Genomic DNA, 16,803 nt, shown 5'->3' on the forward strand with positions numbered 1-16,803 from the left:
TCATGCAGGCAACCGGCTTGATCGCGGTCTGGCTACACGTGCCGCCGCATCGCGAGGAAGAGTTCCATGCGTGGTACGAACTGGAGCACATACCCCAGGTGGTCGGGCTGGACGGGTTCGTCAGCGGGCGCCGCTACTATTGCGACGACGCGTTCCCCAAGTTCCTGGCGCTTTATGAGACGCGGGATGAAGGCGTGGAGGACAGTCCCGGCTTCCAGCACGTGGTGACGCATCCGACGCCGTGGTCGGGCCGGATATGGACTTTCTTCGGCAAGGACCGCATCCGGCAGAACCTGGCCCGCCTGGCGTCGGTGGCGCATGGCGGGCATCCGGATCCTGGCGCCGTGCTGCTGCGTGCCTTCCGTGCGCCGCGTCCCCTGGCCGAGGCCGACGGGTTGGAGCAGGGGCGGGCCAGCGCGGAGATTCCGGGCTGCACCGGATACCGGCTGTTTCGCCAGGTCCGCGACCCCGGGCGCTACCTGGAGATTTTCGATTTCGCCGCGCCGGAGCAGGCGGCGGAGCCGGCCCTGGCGGCCTTCTTCGACCGTCCCGCGCGGCGCCGCTTCGACGACGGCGCCCGGGACGTGGTACGGCACGTCTATGCGGCCACCGGGACGCCGCTGGTGAAGGGCAGGGGAGTCAGGGGCGCAGGTAGCCCAGGATGACATCGACCATGTGGGCCAGCCGCTCGTCCAGCGCGGCGGGCGCCATCAGGTCGCGGCCGAAGATCTCCGACAGCGTGTACTGGTTGGACAGATAGAAATAGGCCACGCTGGCGATGGAGATATAGAGCTGCACCGGATCGACGCCGGCGCGGAACAGGCCTTGCGCCTGGCCGCGTTCCAGGATGTCGGCCAGCCACTGCACGAAGGGCGAGTGCATGTCCCGCACCTGGGACGAACGCTTCAGGTGCGTGGCCTGGTGCAGGTTCTCGTTGTTGAGCAGGCACAGGAACTCCGGGTTTTCCAGGTAGTAGTGCCAAGTGAATTCGACCAGCCGGCGCACCGCGTCGGGCGGGTTGAGCGCCTCCAGGTGCAATTCCCGTTCGGCCTGGCGGATCGCGGCATAGGCGCGTTCCATCACGGCCAGGAACAGGTCGTCCTTGTTGTTGAAGTAGTAGTAGATCAGCCGCTTGTCGACCTTGGCGCGTTCGGCGATGCGGTCCATGCGGGCCCCGCCCAGGCCCAGCGACGCGAACTCGGCGGTCGCGGCCTCCAGGATGATCTGGCGCGTGCGCTCGGCATCGCGGGTGCGGGGCGCATCCGCCGAGGCCTTGGCTGGGCGTGGTGACATGGCGGGCAAATCCTGAAAATGGGGCTGGACCGTAACACTACAACAGAAGCGGCCGCGGATCAGCCCAGGGTATCCTCGAACCAGTTCAGGATGCCGTCCAGTCCGCAGACGTTCAGCGCGCGGCTGGTCTGCTCGCGCACCACCGGCTTGGCGTGGTAGGCCACGCTCAGGCCGGCCAGTCCCAGCATCTTCAGGTCGTTGGCGCCGTCGCCCACGGCGATCGCGCGCGACAGCGGGGCGCCGTGGCGCTGGGCGAATTCGCGCAGGTGGCGGGCCTTGCCGTCGGCGTCCAGGATGGCGCCCTGCACCTTGCCGGTGAGCCGGCCATTCTCCACTTCCAGCGTGTTGGCGTGCGCCTCGTTCAACTGCAGCCGCTGCTGCAGCCGGCTGGTGAACCAGGTGAAGCCTCCCGACACGAGCAGGGTCTTGATGCCCACCCGCTGCGCCGCCAGCAGCAGGCGCTCGGCGCCCGGGTTCAGCCGCAGCCGTTCCACATAGACCTGTTCCAGCGCCTCCAGCGGCAGTCCCTGGAGCAGCGCCACGCGGCGGGTCAGGCTTTCGCTGAAGTCGGCGATCTCGCCCCGCATGGCAGCCTCGGTGATGGCCGCCACCTGCGGCTTGAGGCCGGCCATGTCGGCGATCTCGTCGATGCACTCGATGTTGATCAGGGTCGAGTCCATGTCCATGGCCAGCACCTTCCAGTCGGCCAGCCGGGCGCCGGGCTCGACGTAGGCCCAGTCCACGCGGGCTTCCTGGCAGTAGGCGGCGACCTGGGCGCGCGCCGCGGGCGTGTCGTCGGCCTCGGTCAGGCGGACGGCGCCGGGAGCGAGCTCGACGATCCGCCGGGCGCGGGCCAGGGCCGAGACGTGTTCGATGGCCGCCTGGGCAAGGTCGGGGGCCTGGATAACGAGATGGGTCATGGGCAGGGGATGGGAAGGGGAAACGGGTTCAGACCAGCGAGCGCAGTACCGTGCGCACGGCGTCCACGCGTGCCTTCAGGTCGGCGCCCTTGATCTCGATGCGCAGCTTGTCCTGGCCCGACAGCCGCATGTGGCGGTTCTTCTGGACCAGGCCGATGACGCGCATCGGATCGATGGGAGGATTGGGCTCGAATTGCAGCACGGCGGCCGATTCGCTGGCGTCGATCTTGATCACGCCCACCGACTTGGCCGCCAGGCGCAGCCGGTGGATCTCGATCAGGGCGCGCGCCGCCTCGGGCAGCTTGCCGAAACGGTCGATCAGCTCTTCCTGGATCGTGTCGATGTCGGCGGCGTCCTCGCAGTTGGCCAGGCGCTTGTAGATCGCCAGGCGCGCGTGCACGTCGCCGCAATAGTCCTGCGGCAGCAGGGCGGGCACGTGCAGGTTGATCTCGGTAGTGGCCGACAGGGGGGCGTTCAGGTCGGGTTCGCGGCCGTTCTTCAGGGCGCGTACCGCCTCGTTCAGCATGTCGGTGTACATCTGGAAGCCGACTTCCTGGATGTTGCCCGATTGCGATTCGCCCAGCACCTCGCCCACGCCCCGTATCTCCAGGTCGTGCATGGCCAGGTAGAAGCCCGAGCCCAGTTCCTCCATGGCCTGGATGGCCTCCAGGCGCTTCCTGGCGTTGCTGGTGATGGCGTCCTCGCCGGGCGTCAGCAGGTAGGCGTAGGCCTGGTGATGGGAACGCCCCACGCGGCCGCGCAACTGGTGCAGCTGGGCCAGGCCGAAGCGGTCGGCGCGATGCAGCACGATGGTGTTGGCCGTGGGCACGTCGATGCCGGTCTCGATGATGGTGGTGCAAAGCAGCACGTTGTATTTCTGCTGGTAGAAGGCCTTCATGACCTGCTCCAGCTCGCGCTCGGGCATCTGCCCGTGCGCGACCGCGATGCGCGCCTCGGGCACCAGTTCCTCGAGCTTGGCGCGGCGGTTGTGGATGGTCTCGACCTCGTTGTGCAGGAAGTACACCTGTCCGCCGCGCTTGAGTTCGCGCAGCAGGGCTTCGCGTATGGTGCTGCCGTCCTCGCGCCGCACGAAGGTCTTGATCGCCAGCCGCTTCTGCGGCGCGGTGGCGATGACCGAGAAGTCGCGTATGCCTTCCAGCGACATGCCCAGCGTACGGGGAATGGGCGTGGCGGTCAGCGTCAGCACGTCGACCTCGGCGCGCAGCGCCTTGAGCGCTTCCTTCTGGCGCACGCCGAAGCGATGCTCCTCGTCGATGATGACCAGGCCGAGGTTCTTGAACCTGACCTTGTCCGAGAGCAGCTTGTGCGTGCCGATGACGATGTCGACCCGGCCGTCGTTGATCTGCTCGATGGAGGCGCTGATGTCCTTGGCCGACTTGAAGCGGGACAGCTCGACCACCCGGACCGGCCAGTCGGCGAAGCGGTCGGCGAAGTTCTGGGCGTGCTGCTCGGCCAGCAGGGTGGTCGGGCACAGCAGCGCGACCTGCTTGCTGTTGGCCACGGCGATGAAGGCGGCGCGCAGCGCCACCTCGGTCTTGCCGAAGCCCACGTCGCCGCACACCAGCCGGTCCATGGGCTTGCCCGAGGTCATGTCCTGGATCACGGCCTGGATGGCGGCGGCCTGGTCCGGCGTTTCCTCGAAGCCGAAGGATTCGGCGAAGGCCTCGTAGTCCGACATGGGCAGCTTGAACATATGGCCCTGGCGCAGCGCGCGGCGGGCATACAGGTTCAGCAGCTCGGCGGCGGCGTCGCGGGCCTGGCCGGCGGCCTTGCGGCGGGCTTTTTCCCATTGGCCGGAGCCCAGCTGGTGCAGCGGCGCGGTCTCGGGATCGGCGCCGCTGTAGCGGGCGATGACGTGCAGCTGCGACACCGGCACGTACAGCGTGCTGCCGCCGGCGTACTCCAGGTGCAGGAATTCCATTTCCCCTTCGCCGATGTCCATGCTGACCAAGCCCTGGTAGCGGCCGATGCCGTGCTGGACGTGGACGACAGGGTCGCCCACGCGCAGCTCGGACAGGTCGCGCACCATGGATTCGACGTTGCTGGCGCGCTCCTGCCCGCGCTTGCCGCGGCGGACGGCGTGGCCCGGGAACAGGTCGCTCTCGGTCAGGAACAGCAGCTTGGGGTCGGCCAGGCCGAAGCCCGAGGACAGCGGCGCGATGCCGATGGCGAAGGACGACGCGCGGCCCAGGAAGTCCTGCACGGATTCGACCGGCTCGGGATCCAGTCCGAACTCGGCCAACATCTGGGCGATGGTCTCGCGGCGGCCCGCGAACTCGGCGCACAGCAGCACCCGCTGGTCCTGCCGGGCCACCAGCGCGCGCAGGCGCGCCACCGGGTCCTCGGCCTTGCGTTGCACGGCGACCTCGGGCGGCGCGGTGAAGGCGGGGTGCGGGCGGTCGCCCGCCAGGGCCAGGCGGGCGAAGCGTTTCAGGTGGCCGAACAGGCCATCGGTATCCAGGAAGATCCGGGACGGGGGCAGGATGGGACGCTCGCGGTCGCTCTTGAGGAATTCATAGCGGCTGGAGGTGTCCTGCAGGAAGCGCCGGATGGTGTCCTCGGCGTCGCCCAGCGTGACCGCGATGGTCTGCTCGCCCAGGTAGTCGAACAGCGTCGCGGTCTCGTCGAAGAACAGCGGCAGGTAGTATTCGACGCCCGGGAAGGCGATGCCGTTGCCGATGTCCTTGTAGGGCGTGGCGCGCGACGGGTCGCCCTCGAATTCCTCGCGGAAGCGCGCGCGGAATTCGTTGCGCGCGGCCTCGTCCATCGGGAACTCGCGCCCCGGCAGCATCTGGATCTCCTTGACGGGATACAGGCTGCGCTGGGTGTCGATGTCGAAGCTGCGGATGGACTCGATGGTGTCGTCGAACAGGTCCAGCCGGTAGGGCAGGGCCGAGCCCATGGGGAAGAGATCGATCAGGCTGCCGCGGATGCAGAATTCGCCGGGCGCGGTCACCTGGGTGACGTGCGTGTAGTTGGCCAGCGTCAGCTGCGCCCGCAGCGCGGCTTCGTCCAGCCGGTCGCCCTGCTTGAACGAGAACGTGTAGGCCGCCAGGAACGCGGGCGGGGCCAGCCGGTACAGCGCGGTCGTGACCGGTATCGTCAGGACGTCCACGTCCTGGCGCAGCAGGGCGTGCAAGGCCTTCAGGCGCTCGGAGATCAGGTCTTCGTGGGGCGAGAACGCGTCGTAGGGCAGGGTTTCCCAGTCGGGAAACTGGTGCACCCGCAGGCCGGGCGAGAACAGGCGGATTTCCTCGGCCAGGCGCTGGGCGTCGAGCGGGTCGGCCGTCAGCACCGCCAGCGGCTTGCCGGCGCGGCGTGCCAGGTCGGCCAGCAGCCAGGCATCGCCGGCTCCCGGCGGGCGGGGCTGGGCATAGCGTTCGCCGGGCCTGAGCGCGGCCAGCACGGCTTGCGTCAACGCCGAGGGCAGGCAGGCGGCGGGCGTGCTGGCGGAAGGGGAAGACGTGGAGGCTGTACTGGCTGGGAGGGACATCGGTTTCGCGGAAAGAGCGTCGCCCAGGGGCCGGCGCGGGCGTGGCGGCAATTCCGTATTATAGAAGCCATGAGACCGATTTCCCGTTTGATCGCCATCGTGCCGGCCGGCGGCGTGGGGGCGCGCGCCGCCGATCCCGCGCCGGATCCGGCGGCCGCCGCGCCGGTGCGGCCCAAGCAATACCGGCTCCTGGGCGGCCGGCCCATGCTGCGCCATGCCGTCCAGGCACTGTTGCGCGACGACCGCATCGGGCAGGTGGTGGTGGCCGTCGGCCCGGACGACACCCTGGCGGGCGCCGCGCTGGAGGGATTGCCACGCGTGGCCTGCCTGCCGTGTGGCGGCGCCACCCGCGCCGAGACCGTCACCAATGCGCTGGCGCGCTGCGGGGCCGAGGCCGACGACTGGGTCCTGGTGCACGATGCCGCGCGTCCGGGCCTGCCGGCGGAGGTGTTGCGGGCGCTGATCGACGCCTGCCTGGACGACGAGGTCGGCGGGCTGGTGGCCATGCCGGTGGCCGATACCATCAAGACCCAGGGCGGCGGCGCCGTGCCCCGCGTGGCGGGCACCGTGCCGCGCGAAGGGCTGTGGCAGGCCCAGACGCCCCAGATGTTCCGAGCCGGCCTGTTGCGCCGCGCGCTGGCCCATGCCGCGGTGCGCGGGCTGGCCGTGACGGACGAGGCAAGCGCGGTCGAGGCGCTGGGGCTGGCGCCCCGCCTGGTGGCGGGCACGCTGTCGAATTTCAAGGTGACCTGGCCCCAGGATTTCGCCTTGATGGAAAAACTGCTGGACGCATCATGAACAAAGACAAGGACATCGATCCCACCACCTATCCCTACCGCATCGGGCAGGGCTACGACGTGCACGCCCTGGTCGAAGGGCGGCCGCTGATCATAGGCGGGGTCCGGATCGAGCATACGCATGGCCTCCTGGGCCATTCCGACGCCGACGTGCTGCTGCACGCGGTCACCGACGCCATCCTGGGCGCGGCGGGGCTGGGCGACATCGGCCGCCACTTTCCCGATACCGATCCCGCCTATGCCGGCGCCGACAGCCGGCTGCTGCTGCGCACCGCGATGCAGCGGGTAAGCGAAGCGGGCTGGCAGGTCATCAACGTCGACGCGACGGTCCACGCCCAGGCGCCCAAGATCGGCCCCCACGCGCCCGCCATGGCCGCCAACATCGCCCAGGACCTGGGCGTGCCGGGGGCGTGCGTCAACATCAAGGCCAAGACCAACGAGGCCCTGGGTTTCCTGGGGCGCAAGGAAGGCATCGCCGCGACCGTGGTCGCGATGCTGGCGCGCAAGCCCGATCCCTTCCTGTACAAGGACCTGTACGCGGGGGATTGACCCCGCCTGGATGGAGTTGCCGGACATGACCGAACCCCGAGTTTCCACCGAGGCCGTGCGCGCCTTCTGTCACGCGCTGCCCAAGGCCGAGCTGCACTGCCACCTGCTGGGCGCGCTGCGCCGTTCCACCTTCCACGAACTGGCGGGCGGCAAGGGCGGGCTGTCCAGCGAGCAGATCGACGGCCTGTATGCCCACGGCGAGAAGCGCCAGGGCGCGATCCCCGGCCTGCGCGCGCTGGAGGACTACGGCCTGCGCACGCTGGACGATTTCTACCGCGTGACCCGCGAATACCTGGAGGATGCCCGCGCGCACAACGTGCTGTACGCGGAGTTCTTCTGGAATCCCACGGGCTCGGTGCGCGGCTCGGGCCTTTCCTATGCCGCCATCCAGGACGCGATGGTGCGAGCCATCCACGACGCCGAGCGCGACCTGGGCATCGTCGGGCGCCTGGTGCCGGCCATCGACCGCGAGGCACCGCCCGCCGCCGCGGTGGAAATGGTCGAATGGATGGTGGCGGCCCGGCGCGACGAGGTGCCGGGCATAGGCATCGACTACCGCGAGGCGCTCGGCCCGCCGGAGTGGTTCGAACAGGCTTACGCCGACGCTCGCCGCGCGGGCCTCAAGACCACCGCCCACGCCGGCGAGTACGGCCTGCCGTGGACCAACGTGCAGACCGCGCTGGACGTGCTCAAGGTCGATCGCATCGACCACGGCTACACGGTCGTCGACCAGCCGGAACTGGCGCGACGCTGCGTCGAATCGGGCATCGTGTTCGCGGTCGTGCCCGCCAATTCGTACTACCTGCGCACGCTGCCGCCGGACCGGTGGGCGCTGGACCATCCCATTCGCAAGATGCGCGCGATGGGCCTGCGCATCCACCCCAACAGCGACGATCCCACCCTGCACAACATCACCCAGACCAAGGCCTGGACCATGATGGTCGAGGACTTCGAGTTCCCCGTCGCCGACCTGCGCGACTTCATGCTGAACGGCCTGGCCGGCGCATGGATGGACGCGGGCCAGCGCAAGGCCTGGAGCGCCGACTGGAACCGCCGCTTCGACGACTTGCACCGGCAGCATTTCGGCACTCCGGCCAACCCCTCCCACTCTGCTTGCTGACGACCATGACCGCCACGCTTCGACGCGCATTCCTCGTTTCGGCCCTGGCGCTCGGATGCGCCGCCACCGCGCAGGCCCAGTCCGTCTGGCCCCATGCCAAGCCCATCCGCCTGATCGTGCCATTCACGGCCGGCGGCAGCACCGACGGCATCGCGCGCCTGGTGGCGCAGAAGCTGGGCGAGCGCCTGGGGCAGTCGGTCATCGTCGACAACGTCGGCGGTGGGGGAGGAACCATAGGCACCTACCGGGCGGCGCAGGCCGAGCCCGACGGCTACACGCTGCTGCTGGGCGTGGACAGCCCGGCGGCCATCGCGCAGTACGTCAATCCCCAGTCGGTCAAGTACGACACCGCGCGCGACCTGGTCGCCATCGGACTCATCGCGACCCAGCCCATGGTCATCATGGGCCGTCCGGGCCTGCCGGCGGATTCCTTCGCCAAGGTGCTGGAGATGGCCAGGGCCCAGCCCGACACGCTGACCTACGCCACCTCGGGCATAGGCACGGTGCTGCACCTTGCCATGGAGATCATCCAGCAGCAGGCCCAGGTGCGCCTGCGCCACGTGCCGTACCGCGGCGGGGCCCAGGCCACCACCGACCTGCTGGGCAATCAGGTCGACCTGGCCATCCTGGCCTCGGGTTCGGCGGTGCCGCTGGTGGCTGCGAAGAAGGTGAAGGGCCTGGCCGTGACCACCGCTCAGCGCCTGCCCACGCTGCCCGACGTGCCTGCCATCGGCGAGCTGCCGGCCCTGAAGGGCATGGCGATGACGGCCTGGATCGGCCTGTTCGCGCCTGCGCGCACGCCGGCGAGCGTGGTGGCCAGGTTGAATTCGGAATTGAACCAGGTGCTGCAATTGCCCGAGGTCAAGACCAAGTTCGCCGAACAGTCCGTGGCGCCGGGAACCGGCAGCGCGGCGCAGTTCGGCGACTTCGTCAAGAAAGAGCAGGCGCGCTACCAGCGCATCGTCAAGGATGCGAACATCAAAGAGTGACGCGGTGCCGGGGCGCGCGCCCCGGCGTGCTACAGGGCAACGTGCACGTTCTTGACCTGGGTGTAGGACAATGGTTCCTCCAGGCCTTCTTCGCGCCCCAGCCCCGATTTCTTGTAGCCGCCGAAGTTGGCGCCCAGATAGTGGGCGCTGCTGGTGTTGATCCAGATGTAGCCCGCTTCGATGCGCTGCGCCAGGCGGTGCGCGCGAGCCAGGTCCCGGGTGTAGATCGATGCGCTCAAGCCGTAGTCGACGCTGTTGACGTCGGCGATGAGCTGGTCTTCGTCGCTCCATCTGATGACCGACAACACCGGCCCGAAGATTTCTTCGCGGAAGATCCGCATGGCCGGCGTGACGTCGGCGAAAACGGTTGGTTCGATGAACCAGCCCTTGGCCAGCGCCGGGTCGTCCGGCCGCTTGCCGCCGGCGACGAGGCGGGCATCTTCGGAAATGCCCAGCTGTATGTAGGACATGACTTTGTCGAACTGGGCCTCGGAAATCAGGCAGCCCATGGTGGTGGCGGGGTCGGTCGGCAGGCCGCAGCGATGCAGCTTGGGAAGCTGCGCGCAGAGGCGCTCGAGGACGGCGTCGTACAGGGAGTCGTGGACGAACAGCCGCGAGGTGGAGCCGCACGACTGGCCCGCCCAGGTGAAATTCATGCCGTTGATCGCGCCCTGCACGGCGGTTTCCAGATCGGCGTCGGGGCAGACGACCAGGGGGTTCTTGCCGCCGAGCTCGAGCGTGACCGGCATGATCTTGTCGGCGGCATTGCGCAGGATGGCGGCACCGGTGCCGGCCGAGCCGATCAGCGCAACCTTCCTGACCGTCGGATGAAGCACCAGGGCTTCGCCGCAGTCGCTGCCGCCGGTGACGATGTTCAAGGTCCCCGGCGGCAGGATGCCGTCGATGATCTCGGCAAAGCGCAGGGCCGATAGCGGCGCTTGATCCGGCGCTTTCATGATCACGCTGTTTCCCGCCGCCAGGACGGGCGCCATCTTGCCGGCAAGAAACATCAGGGGGTGGTTGTAGGCGACGATGCGCGCCACCACGCCCAGCGGTTCGCGCATGCTGTAGTTCAGTCCCCGATCCGCGGTCGGTATGGTCTCGCCCTTGAGCTCGTGGACCAGGCCGGCGTAATAGTCGATCTGCGCCGCGGCGTTCAGGGCGTCCGGCCGCATGCGCTGGATCGGGTTACCGCAATTGGCGGCATCGAGATGGGCGAGTTCGTCCGCGTGGTCGCGGACCCGCCGCGCGATTTCGCGCAGCCGCGCGCCGCGCTCGGCCGCCGGCAGCCGGGACCAGGCGAGGAAACCCTGGTGGGCGGCCTCGGCGGCGGCGGCGATGTCCTCGGCGTTGGCTTCCGGCGCCTGGGCCAGGATTTCTCCGGTCGCGGGATTGAACGTGGGACGATAACCGCCGGCCGGTTCGTGCCACTTGCCCCCATAGTAGAGCGCGAGCCGCTTGGGCAGGGGAGGGGCGGTAAGTGCTTGGGTCATCAGGAAATCCTCTCGCCCTTGACTGTGATGCGGCGCAGCTTGCGCAGTTCGCTGGCGTCGAAGTCGCCGCGGGCGTGCAGCATGCAGCGGTTGTCCCAGATCAGCAGGTCGCCCGGCGTCCAGGTATGTTCGTAGATGAATTCGGGTTGTTCCTGGTGGTCGAACAGCGACTCGAGCAGCGCGTCGCTTTCCTCCCGGGGCATGCCGACGATGTATTCGGTCATGAGGCGGTTGACGTAAAGCGCCTTCCGGCCCGTGACGGGGTGCGTGCACACGACGGGCTGGGCATAGGAGCGGACCTGGTCCGACGCCTGCGAACTGCTCAGGCGCATTGCTGCCGTCGGCGCGCTGGTCCCCGGCTCGTAGCTGTTGACGGCCTTGAGCCCGGCCAGGTGCTGGCGGGTGGCGGCGGGAAGCGCATCGAACGCCTTGTACATGTTGGCGAACAGCGTGTTGCCGCCTGTTTTCGGGATGGACATGGCATACAGCATGGTCGCCATCGACGGCTTCTCGACGTAGCACATGTCGGAGTGGAAGAACATTTCGCCGTCGGGCAGGGCGCCGATGTACTGGCCGTCCTGTTTCTCGTTGGTGATGTACATGATGGCGGGATGGCCCTTGCTGATCGCGTATTCCCCCTGCGTCGTGGCCAGTTCGCCGAAGTTTTCGCCGAACCGGACCTGCTCGAGTTCGTCGAGCGATTGGTTGGGCAGGTAGAGCACCCCGTGGGCGTGCCAGGCCTCGAGCAGCCGCTTCAGCGTTGCGGCCGGCAGGGGGCGGGAGGCGTCGACGCCTTGGACCCGGGCGCCCAGCGCCGGCGAGAGCGGGTGTATCTCGGGACCGGCGGACGATGATGATGGGAGACGCTGTGTGGCGCTCATGTCTAAGCTCCTTTGGAATCGCGGCGGGGCCGCGGATGATCGCTGTGCATTGCCGTTACTCGGCGGAGATGTGGGCCGTCTTGATGACGTGCCGCCATTCGTCGAGCTCCGACGAGAGCAGCGTTGCAAGCTCGCTCGGCCCGCCAGGCGTCGGGATGATGCCCCGCGCGAGCAGTTCCTTCCTGATGTCGGGATCGTCGAGCAGTGCGAGCAGTTTCCGGCTGAGCCGGTCCACGGTTTTCTGGGGCGTCGCGCGGGGGACGAATACGCCGAGCCAGTCGTAATTGTTGAGGCCGGCGATGCCGCTTTCGCGGAAGGTGGGGACGTTGGGAGTCCACTGCGAACGTGTGTCTCCCGTCGTTGCGAGCATCTTGAGCTTGCCCGAGGCGGTCATCGACAGGACGGAATGCAGGGGGAACAGGGCGAACTGGACCTGGCCGCCGATCAGGTCGGTGACAGCGCCCGCGGAGCCTTTGTAAGGAATGTGCACGACGTCCATGTCGGTGATCTGCCGGAGCTGTTCGGTGCGCAAGTGATGGGGAGTGCCGGTCCCGGGAGTGCCGTAGTTGAGCTGGCCGGGTTTCTTCTTGGCGAGCGCGACGAAATCGCCGATCGTTTCCACCGGCAGGGCCGGGTTGACCACGGCCGCGACCAGCATCTTGCCGATGCGGACCACCGGCGCGAAATCGTGGACCGGATCCCAGGTCAGGTTGGTGTAGAGCGAGCTGATCATGGCCATCGTGTTCGGCACGAACAGGATGGTGTTGCCGTCTGGTGCCGCCTTGGCGACCGCGCCGATGCCTATCGTGCCGCTGGCGCCGGTGCGGTTCTCGACGACGACCGCCTGGCCGAGGGCTTGCGACAGCTTGGGCGCCATCAGCCGTGCGGCGATGTCGCTGCCCGTGCCCGGTGTGGTGGGCACGACGATGGTAAGGATTTTCGAGGGGGGTTCCTGGGCGTGCGAGGGAACCGTGTGATCACCAATGCGATCCATGCAATAACCGGGGGGGTTCCTGGGCGTGCGAGGGAACCAGCGCCGATAGCAGCGCGGCATGCAGGATGAAACCAAGCAATTTCTTCACGTTTGTCTCCTTTCCGTGGTCGAGTCGGCGGGTGCTGCGCGAAGACCGGCCCGCCGGGGCCCCGTCTGCGCGGGTTCAGTGCAGGCAGTTGCCGCCATCGACGACTAAGGATATACGAATCAGTCGCGGGCGGACATTCATGTGCCGAATGATGAGCATGTAATCATTTCATTTCTTAAACGACACAAGACTCGTTACCATCGATCTGCGTACTTCATAAAGCACAGAAGGTTGACATGATAAACCGAAACCAGACACCAGAAATCGATCCGGCCACGCTGATCCGCGACGAGCCGCAAACCTCCACCTTCATGGTCGATCGCCTGATCCATATCGACCAGGGGATCTTCGATGCCGAAATGGAAAACATCTTCGAAGGCTCGTGGATCTATCTCTGCCACGAAAGCGAAATCCCGAACGAAGGTGACTACATCACCACCTACATGGGACGCCAGCCGGTCGTCGTCAACCGCCGCAAGGACGGCACCGTGGGCGGCTTCATCAATGCGTGTTCGCATCGCGGCACCTTGCTGGCGCCGCTGCGCAAAGGCACGGCAAGAACCTTCACCTGCCGCTTCCACGGCTGGACCTATGCCGACAGCGGCCGCTGCATCAAGATCAAGAGCGAGGCAAGCGGCGCCTATCCGGGCGAGGAAAGCTGCCGCTCCAAGTTCAGCCTGAAAGACATCGCCCGCGTCGATACCTACAAGGGCTTCGTGTTCGGCAGCCTGGTCGCCGACGTTCCCGATCTCAAGGACCACCTAGGCGCCGCGGCGGCAATGATCGACCTGCTGGCCGACCAGTCGCCCGACGGGCTGGAAGTGCTGCCCGGGGAATCGACCTACGTCATCCGCGGCAACTGGAAGATGGGCGCGGAAAACGGCGTCGACGGCTACCATGTCAGCACCGTCCACCGCGTGTTCGCTGCGACCATGGCCAAGCGCGAGGAAGCCGGTGGCTACAGCGGCGCCGGCAAGACCGAGGCCGGGCGCATTACGGGCGACGTGGAATCCGGCTCGGCCGACCTGGGCAACGGCCACAACGTGGTGTGGGCGAAGCGCACCACGCCCGAGGCGGCGCCGCTGTACGAAGCCAAGGACCGCCTGGTCGCCGAGTTCGGCGAAGCGAAAGTCGGCTGGATGCTCGGCCGCGGCCGCAACCTCTACCTGTTCCCCAACATGTTGCTGATGGACCAGCCATCGACCCAGATCCGCGTGTTCCGCCCGATCTCGGCCGAACTGGCCGAGGTCCGGATCCAGTGCGTCGCGCCGAAGGGGGAGAGCGCCAATGCGCGCGCCGCGCGTCTGCGCAAATTCCTCGACTTCTATCTGCCGACCGGCATGGCGACCTCGGACGACATCGCGGCCCTGGAAGACACCTCGCTTGGCAGCCACGGCCGCAAGAGCCAGTGGAACGATTTCAGCCGCGGCGCCAAGTCCACCATCCCGGGCGAGCAGTGCGAGGAACTGCAGGAGATCGGCTGCAACGCCGTCGCGGTATCGCGCAACTGGGACCACGATACTTTCTACCAGGGCTACTACCGCCACTGGCTGAAACTGATGAGCAAGGGTAAATAACGATGCTGAACGACGCAACAATCTACGCCGAAGTCTGCAACCTGCTGGCGCGCGAGGCGATCTTCCTCGACGAACAGCGCTGGCGCGACTGGCTCGCGCTGTACACCGAAGACGCGGTGTACTTCGTGCCGGCCTGGCAGTCGGAGAGCAAGCTGACCGATGATCCGACCACGCAGCTGAGCCTGATCTACAGTCCGACCCGTGCCGGCCTCGAAGAGCGCGTGTTCCGCATCGAGAGCGAAGATTCGTTCGCCTCGCTGCCGGTCGACCGCACCACGCACCTGACCTCGAACATCCTTGTGACCGGCGGCGACGCCGACACAGTCGAGGTGGCCGCGACCTGGCTGGTGCACGCCTGGGGTGCGCGCGGCGAGACCACCCGCGGCGGACGCTACAAATACACGCTGCGCCGGGTCGACGGCGCACTGCGCATCGCCCGCAAAGTGACGGTCATCATCGACGAAAAGCTGCAAGGCACGGTCGACGTCTATCACCTCTGAGAAAGCAGAAAAATATGTTAGCGCTAAGTAAAGTGTCGCCAGGCGAGAACGGGCTCGAGTTGTCCGAAGTGGCCGTCGCGCTGCCCAAGGCCGACGAAGTCCGGATCAAGGTGCACGCGGCAGGCATCTGCGGCACCGACATGCAGATCTATAAATGGTCGCCCCGCATCAAGCGCCGCATGACGCTGCCTCGCGTCATCGGGCACGAGGTCAGCGGCATTGTCGACCAGGTCGGCAGCGCCGTCAGCAACATCCAGGTCGGCGACCACGTCGCGCTCGAAAGCCACATCTACTGCAATAACTGCGTGCAGTGCCATCGCGGCCAGGAGCACCTGTGCGAGAACCTGACCTATCCCGGCATCGACATCGACGGCGGCTTTGCCGAATATATCGTGGTGCCGGCGCGGATCGCATGGGTGATCACGCAGCCGCTCGACCATAACATCGCGGCCATGCTCGAGCCGTTCGGCATCGGCGTCCACGCCGCGCTCGAAGGCTCGGGCGTCAGCGGGCAGACGGTGCTGGTCAACGGCTGCGGCCCGATCGGCCTGATGACGATCGCGGTGGCGCGGGCGCTGGGCGCGCGCAGGATCATCGCCAGCGACATCAACCCGCTGCGCCTGAAGACGGCCGAGCTGATGGGCGCCGACCGCATGGTCAAGGTCGGTGACGAGGACGTCGTCAACGCGGTGAAGGACTTTACCAATGGCGTCGGGGCCGATGTCGGGATCGAGTTCTCGGGGTCCGAGGCCGGCTTTCGCAACGTGTTCGAGTCGCTCACCAAGGGCGGCGACTTCCGCCTGGTCGGGGCGCCGGCGCAGCCGATCAACGTCGACTTCAGCCAGTGGGTACTGAAGTGCCCGAAGGTACACAACATCCACGGCCGCCGCATCTGGCAGTCGTGGGAGCGCGCCATGCCGCTCATCTATGACGGCAAGGTCGACCTCAGGCCGCTGGTCAGCCACGTGCTGCCGATGTCCGAGGCAACTTCCGGGTTCGACCTGATCCTGCAAGGCCTGGCGGTCAAGCCCATCATTGTTCCGGCCTGAAGGATGCTCCCGTGCACCAGATAACGGCAATCTTTGAAGACGGAAAATCGGTCAGGTTTTCGAGCCGAGCCGATGAGATCGTCTACCAGGCGGCCTACCGCTCGAACATCCGGCTCGAGCACGACTGCCTCGAAGGCGCGTGCGGCGCCTGCAAGGCGCTTTGCACGCAAGGCGAATTCCGGGTCGACGACTACAGCGACGAAGCCTTGTCGGATGCCGAGCTGGCGATCGGCTACACGCTGCTGTGCAAGATGAAGGCGAAAACGCCGTGCACGGTCGAGCTGCCGTATTCGTCGCGCTTCCTGACCGCCCAACATGCGCCGCAGTGGCTCGACGCCAGGGTGGTGGCGGTCGAATCGGTGTCCTCGAGCGTCAAGCGAATGGTGGTGCAGCTGACGGCGGGCGACATCGACTTCCTGCCCGGCCAGTACGTGCACATGGAAGTGCCCGGTGCAGGCGGCGCGGAGCGTTCGTATTCGTTTGCGAACATGCCGGCGGAGCAGCAGCTCGAATTTTTCCTCAAGGTGTATCCGCAAGGCGTGATGAGCGACTACCTGCGCGAGCGCGCAAAGGTTGGCGACGACATCCGCATCAAGGGACCGGCCGGCCACTTCTACCTGCGCGCGCTGCGCCGCCCGATCCTGATGATCGCCGGCGGCACCGGCCTTGCACCCATGCTCAGCATGCTGCGCAGCATGGTGCGCGCCGGTGCGGCCGACCAGCCGGTGCACCTGATCTACGGCGTCAACGAAGCCTCCGAGTTTTTCAACGCGAGCGAACTGGAGCGGCTCGGCCAGAGCCTGCGCCTGACGGTGGAGCGCATCGCGGTAGCGGAGACCGGCTGGCAGGGCCCTGCCGGACACGTCACCCGCTTGCTGCGCCCCGAACTGTTGCACGGCGGCGAATGCGACGCCTACCTGTGCGGCCCGCCGCCGATGGTCGAAGCGGCCGCCGCGTGGCTGCGCGAGAACGGCATGGACCCGGCGCGCGTGCACGCCGAGCGCTTCGTCACCACCAGCTGACCTTACGACTGAGGATT

The 16,803-nt window shown here is 67.3% G+C and carries 15 protein-coding genes; 9 read left to right on the plus strand and 6 right to left on the minus strand.

The window, feature by feature from the left end; all coding sequences use genetic code 11:
• Positions 1–2 precede the first annotated feature (2 nt).
• A complete protein-coding gene (locus R4823_RS12665; RefSeq protein ID WP_338618876.1) occupies positions 3–665 on the plus strand; it encodes a hypothetical protein in 663 nt (220 codons plus the stop codon).
• Here R4823_RS12665 and R4823_RS12670 read toward each other — a convergent pair.
• From R4823_RS12670 to mfd, 3 genes are read right to left on the minus strand one after another with little or no spacing between them, the layout of a single operon-like run.
• Positions 640–1,293: a TetR/AcrR family transcriptional regulator gene (locus R4823_RS12670; RefSeq protein ID WP_087840971.1), complete on the minus strand. Its 654-nt coding sequence runs from the start codon at positions 1,291–1,293 to the stop codon at positions 640–642. The two genes, R4823_RS12665 and R4823_RS12670, sit on opposite strands and share 26 nt — an antisense overlap.
• Positions 1,294–1,352: 59 nt before the next feature.
• The gene (serB, locus tag R4823_RS12675) at positions 1,353–2,219 is read right to left on the minus strand and encodes a phosphoserine phosphatase SerB (protein WP_087840970.1); all 867 of its coding nucleotides are present in this window, start codon (positions 2,217–2,219) and stop codon (positions 1,353–1,355) included.
• 22 nt (positions 2,220–2,241) lie between these two features.
• Entirely contained in the window at positions 2,242–5,727 is a 3,486-nt protein-coding gene (mfd, locus tag R4823_RS12680; RefSeq protein WP_338618879.1) for a transcription-repair coupling factor, read from the minus strand.
• Positions 5,728–5,796: 69 nt separating this feature from the next.
• Here mfd and ispD point away from each other — a divergent pair, with 69 nt between their 5' ends.
• From ispD to R4823_RS12700, 4 genes are read left to right on the plus strand one after another with little or no spacing between them, the layout of a single operon-like run.
• Positions 5,797–6,525: a 2-C-methyl-D-erythritol 4-phosphate cytidylyltransferase gene (gene ispD, locus R4823_RS12685; protein WP_279815005.1), complete on the plus strand. Its 729-nt coding sequence runs from the start codon at positions 5,797–5,799 to the stop codon at positions 6,523–6,525.
• Complete coding sequence (gene ispF, locus R4823_RS12690) at positions 6,522–7,073, plus strand: 2-C-methyl-D-erythritol 2,4-cyclodiphosphate synthase (RefSeq protein WP_338618882.1); 552 nt, start codon at positions 6,522–6,524, stop codon at positions 7,071–7,073. The genes ispD and ispF overlap by 4 nt, the downstream gene beginning before the upstream one ends.
• A gap of 25 nt (positions 7,074–7,098) precedes the next feature.
• Positions 7,099–8,193, plus strand: coding sequence for an adenosine deaminase (locus R4823_RS12695; protein WP_338618884.1), 1,095 nt, complete (start codon positions 7,099–7,101; stop codon positions 8,191–8,193).
• A gap of 5 nt (positions 8,194–8,198) precedes the next feature.
• On the plus strand, positions 8,199–9,182 hold the full coding sequence (locus R4823_RS12700; RefSeq protein ID WP_087840978.1) for a tripartite tricarboxylate transporter substrate binding protein: 984 nt from the start codon (positions 8,199–8,201) through the stop codon (positions 9,180–9,182).
• A 29-nt stretch (positions 9,183–9,211) separates the two neighbouring features.
• On the opposite strand, the gene R4823_RS12705 is transcribed toward R4823_RS12700, so the two are convergent.
• The 3 genes from R4823_RS12705 to R4823_RS12715 are packed head-to-tail and all read right to left on the minus strand — an operon-like array spanning position 9,212 to position 12,550.
• Complete coding sequence (locus tag R4823_RS12705; RefSeq protein ID WP_087840966.1) at positions 9,212–10,675, minus strand: aldehyde dehydrogenase family protein; 1,464 nt, start codon at positions 10,673–10,675, stop codon at positions 9,212–9,214.
• Positions 10,675–11,556 carry a TauD/TfdA family dioxygenase gene (locus R4823_RS12710; protein ID WP_087840965.1) on the minus strand — a complete coding sequence of 294 codons (882 nt, stop codon included), beginning with the start codon at positions 11,554–11,556 and terminating at the stop codon, positions 10,675–10,677. The genes R4823_RS12705 and R4823_RS12710 overlap by 1 nt, the downstream gene beginning before the upstream one ends.
• Before the next feature lie 55 nt (positions 11,557–11,611).
• Entirely contained in the window at positions 11,612–12,550 is a 939-nt protein-coding gene (locus R4823_RS12715) for a tripartite tricarboxylate transporter substrate binding protein (RefSeq protein WP_176400833.1), read from the minus strand.
• Positions 12,551–12,874: 324 nt separating this feature from the next.
• On the opposite strand from R4823_RS12715, the gene R4823_RS12720 reads away from it, so the two are divergent.
• The 4 genes from R4823_RS12720 to R4823_RS12735 are packed head-to-tail and all read left to right on the plus strand — an operon-like array spanning position 12,875 to position 16,786.
• Positions 12,875–14,215: a Rieske 2Fe-2S domain-containing protein gene (locus tag R4823_RS12720; RefSeq protein WP_087840963.1), complete on the plus strand. Its 1,341-nt coding sequence runs from the start codon at positions 12,875–12,877 to the stop codon at positions 14,213–14,215.
• A gap of 2 nt (positions 14,216–14,217) precedes the next feature.
• On the plus strand, positions 14,218–14,715 hold the full coding sequence (locus tag R4823_RS12725; protein WP_087840962.1) for an aromatic-ring-hydroxylating dioxygenase subunit beta: 498 nt from the start codon (positions 14,218–14,220) through the stop codon (positions 14,713–14,715).
• A gap of 14 nt (positions 14,716–14,729) precedes the next feature.
• Positions 14,730–15,764: an alcohol dehydrogenase catalytic domain-containing protein gene (locus tag R4823_RS12730; protein WP_338618888.1), complete on the plus strand. Its 1,035-nt coding sequence runs from the start codon at positions 14,730–14,732 to the stop codon at positions 15,762–15,764.
• A gap of 11 nt (positions 15,765–15,775) precedes the next feature.
• Positions 15,776–16,786, plus strand: a complete 1,011-nt coding sequence (locus tag R4823_RS12735) for a 2Fe-2S iron-sulfur cluster binding domain-containing protein (protein ID WP_087840960.1) — start codon at positions 15,776–15,778, stop codon at positions 16,784–16,786.
• The last annotated feature ends 17 nt before the right edge of the window (positions 16,787–16,803 follow it).

Source organism: Pigmentiphaga sp. CHJ604, from assembly GCF_036972535.1.
In the GTDB taxonomy this organism is placed as follows: domain Bacteria; phylum Pseudomonadota; class Gammaproteobacteria; order Burkholderiales; family Burkholderiaceae_B; genus Pigmentiphaga; species Pigmentiphaga daeguensis.